This window comes from Cellulophaga sp., assembly GCF_039943695.1.
Classification (GTDB): Bacteria; Bacteroidota; Bacteroidia; order Flavobacteriales; family Flavobacteriaceae; genus Cellulophaga.
Window position 1 is genome coordinate 1 of the sequence record NZ_JBDVAA010000146.1, and the last position, 3,290, is coordinate 3,290.

Below are 3,290 nucleotides of genomic sequence, written 5' to 3' on the forward strand. Positions count from 1 at the left end.
GCACAAAATTCAAACATTAACCTAAGTATGTCTATCATTTACACTTATTTTAAATGCAGTAGTCTTAAAAAAAGAATACTGTTAAAATTTAAACGAAAATAAAAGATACTCAAAAAAAACAGAATAACAATTGTAATAGAAATATAATGCTACTTACTATTTGTTATACACTCCAAAAAGAGCTTCTAGTTTTTCTTTTCTATAGTTAAAAATTTCTTCAAGTTTTGGTTTAACTAAAAATGGCTGAACTAGTTGTCCTAAAATTCCAAACGGAACCTTGTAGTCTATGATATCTTCCATTTCTACGCCACCATCTATCTCTTTTATAAAATGTTTATGGTGCCATAACGCATACGGACCAAAACGTTGCTCATCTACAAAATATTTGTTCTCTACCATATGGGTAATTTCTGTAACCCATTTGGTTTTTATACCTAAAACAGGAGTAACAATATATTGTATTATTTGTCCTTGATACATTGGCCTGTCTGCACCAGATAATATAATAAATCCCATATAGTCTGGAGTTATTGTTTTTAAATTTTCTGGTTTTGATAAAAACTCCCAAGCCTGTTCTACGCTTATAGGAAGTTTTTGTTTTTTATGTAGTGTATAAATCTTCATACTTAGTTATAAATTAAGATATAAGCGTTTAAAGATGTTGCTATAAACAGCCAAATTATGTAGGGTAAAAGTAAAAGTGATTTATATTTTAAAATGTTTTTGTATTTAGTTGATATATAAAGTATAAAAAAAGTTAAAGCTGTAATTATAATAAGGCCAATACTAATATTATGTTGATTAAAAAAAGCAAAGTTCCAACCTACGTTTAAAAACCACTGAATAACAAATAAGAAGATAAACTTAAAGTTTTTACTAAGTTTTACTAAAATTCCCAAGTAGATAGAAAAACAAACCATAATGATTGTCCAAGCTGCACCAAAAACCCATCCTGGAGGCGTCCAAGGAGCTTTATTTAGTTGTAAATACCAATTAGATTGTGCACCATTATCCATCAATAAAACACCTAGTGCAAGCGCACCAAAGTTTAGTACTAAAAATAGAATAATGTATTTAGCTAGTTTCATTGGTTTTTTTCATTAATAAAGCAATTTGATCTTGTATAGCTTCTGCTTCTACAAATTTGGCATCACTAGCTCCACGGTTACTGGTAGAAAGAGCGTGGTACTCTTTCATTAATTGCTGGTATTGCTTTTGCAACTTTTCTATGGGTGATTTCTTTTTAAATAATCCAAACATAATTTATGGTGTTAAATGCTTTGTTATTTTTTTACTAAGCGGATTTGTAGTAGAGTAGTAGTAGTCTACAAATTTGCCTTCTTCGTCTACCAAATACTTTTGGAAATTCCATTTTACAGAGGTGCTAGAGTTTCCGTTTAATTCTTTTTTAGTTAACCAAGTGTATAAAGGGTGTTGTTGATCTCCTTTTACATTTAACTTTTCGGTCATCAAAAAAGTGACGCCATAGTTTCTCTGACAAAAAGTTTTAATTTCCTCTTCAGTTCCAGATTCTTGACTTCCAAATTGGTTACAAGGAGCGCCAATTATCATTAAATTATCTTTGTAAGTATCATAAAGCTTCTGTAGTTCTTCATACTGACCTGTGAATCCACATTTAGAAGCAACATTTACAAAAAGTATTTTTTTACCTTTAAAGTCAGATAAATTAATAGGATTGCCCTCTAAACCAATTACTTTAATATCGTAAATACTTGTTTTAGGTTCTGCTTTTTGCTTGGACGCACAAGAAGAAAATATAGTAAGTAACGTAATCATAGCTAATTGTTTCATTTATAATTTAAAATTTACAATTCCGCAATCTACTTCTAAAATTTGACCAGAAATGCTTCGTGCTTTTTCACTAATTAGAAAGTTAGCCATATGTGCTACATCTGTAGGATCTAAAAAACGCTTTAAAGGGTGTCTGTCCTTAATGTTTTCTATCATTTTATCATTACGAAGTAACTTAGCTGCTAAATCTGTATTTGTAACTGTAGGTGCTATTGCGTTTACACGCACTGTAGGTGCTAATTCTGCTCCTAAAGATTTAACAAGGCCTTCTACACCAGATTTTGATGTTGCAACACTAGCATGGTAAGGCATTCCTAATTTTGTAGCTACAGTACTAAATAGTGTAATAGATGGGGCATCTCCCTTTTTTACAGTGTTTAAATAATGCTTGATTGTTTTTACTGCACCAATAACATTAATTTCAAAATCTTGCTTAAAGTCTTCTATGCTTAAGCGTCCTATGGGTTTTAAATTGATGCTCCCGGGACAATAAATAAGGTTGTCTACAGTCTCTAATTCTGGTAAATTGTCTGTAAGCACATCACAGGTGTAATGTTTAAGATTTTGATGTTCTAATTCTGGCGCAGTTCTGCTAATTACAACAACTTTATGGGTAGCAACAAGTTCTTTTGTAATAGCAAAACCTATTCCTTTGCTACCACCAATAATAACGGTAGTTTTCATCAATAATTATTTAAATTTAAGCAAAAGAATACCTGTTGGACAAGTAGAATTTGCCAATTATTTGTAGATATTTATGGGTGTTTTATGGTAACAACACTATGGTAGTGGCTGCATATTTAGCCTTTTTTCTACTTTACGTTTAATAGCAGTAAGGCGCTTCATCAAATCCATAATCTCTTCGTCCTTATTTTCTTTGTAAATAGTATTAAGCTCAAGAATAAGGGATTTAGCTTCGCGAGAAATTTCTACTCTTTCGCTGTTAGATAATGACTTCATCTTTCTCTTCTCAAACTCTAATGCTTTATCTATAATCTCCATATTGTTAATGTTTTAAATAGTTTTGTATTTCTGTTATTTTGGTAGCGTTATTAAACTCACCACCGTAAAAAGCAGTTACTGTGGTAGAGGTGTCATCCTTTACACCTCTAGATGCTACACATAAATGTTTTGCATCTATTATAACAGCAACGTCTTCTGTTTTTAATATTTTTTGAAGCTCTACACCAATTTGGTTGGTTAAGCGCTCTTGTACTTGTGGTCTTTTAGCATAGTATTGTACAATTCTATTTAATTTAGACAACCCTATTACGTTACCAGATGATTTGTAGGCAACATGCGCTTTACCTATAATTGGAACAAAATGGTGCTCACAATTAGAGTAAAAAGTAATGTTTTTTTCAACAAGTATTTGGTTATATTGGTATTTATTTTCAAATAAAGCAATTTTTGGCTTATTTTTTGGGTTTAAACCACAAAATATTTCATCAATATACATTTTTGCAACACGTTTTGGT

At 30.9% G+C, this 3,290-nt stretch carries 7 protein-coding genes; all 7 read right to left on the reverse strand.

Annotated features, from left to right (window positions below; genetic code table 11):
- Nucleotides 1-156: 156 nt before the first annotated feature.
- Complete coding sequence (locus tag ABJD66_RS09555) at nt 157-624, reverse strand: SRPBCC family protein (RefSeq protein WP_100895728.1); 468 nt, start codon at nt 622-624, stop codon at nt 157-159.
- Nucleotides 625-626: 2 nt separating this feature from the next.
- Nucleotides 627-1,088 (reverse strand): TspO/MBR family protein, encoded by a 462-nt coding sequence (locus tag ABJD66_RS09560; protein WP_348130850.1) that lies wholly within the window; start codon nt 1,086-1,088, stop codon nt 627-629.
- Entirely contained in the window at nt 1,075-1,260 is a 186-nt protein-coding gene (locus tag ABJD66_RS09565) for a Lacal_2735 family protein (protein WP_348130853.1), read from the reverse strand. The genes ABJD66_RS09560 and ABJD66_RS09565 overlap by 14 nt, the downstream gene beginning before the upstream one ends.
- 3 nt (nt 1,261-1,263) lie before the next feature.
- On the reverse strand, nt 1,264-1,797 hold the full coding sequence (locus tag ABJD66_RS09570; protein WP_348130856.1) for a glutathione peroxidase: 534 nt from the start codon (nt 1,795-1,797) through the stop codon (nt 1,264-1,266).
- A 15-nt stretch (nt 1,798-1,812) separates the two neighbouring features.
- Nucleotides 1,813-2,496 (reverse strand): SDR family oxidoreductase, encoded by a 684-nt coding sequence (locus ABJD66_RS09575; protein WP_348130858.1) that lies wholly within the window; start codon nt 2,494-2,496, stop codon nt 1,813-1,815.
- A 96-nt stretch (nt 2,497-2,592) separates the two neighbouring features.
- Nucleotides 2,593-2,814, reverse strand: coding sequence for a hypothetical protein (locus ABJD66_RS09580; RefSeq protein ID WP_013622727.1), 222 nt, complete (start codon nt 2,812-2,814; stop codon nt 2,593-2,595).
- A gap of 4 nt (nt 2,815-2,818) precedes the next feature.
- On the reverse strand, nt 2,819-3,290 hold a 472-nt coding region (folE, locus tag ABJD66_RS09585), incomplete at its 5' end, for a GTP cyclohydrolase I FolE (RefSeq protein WP_348130861.1).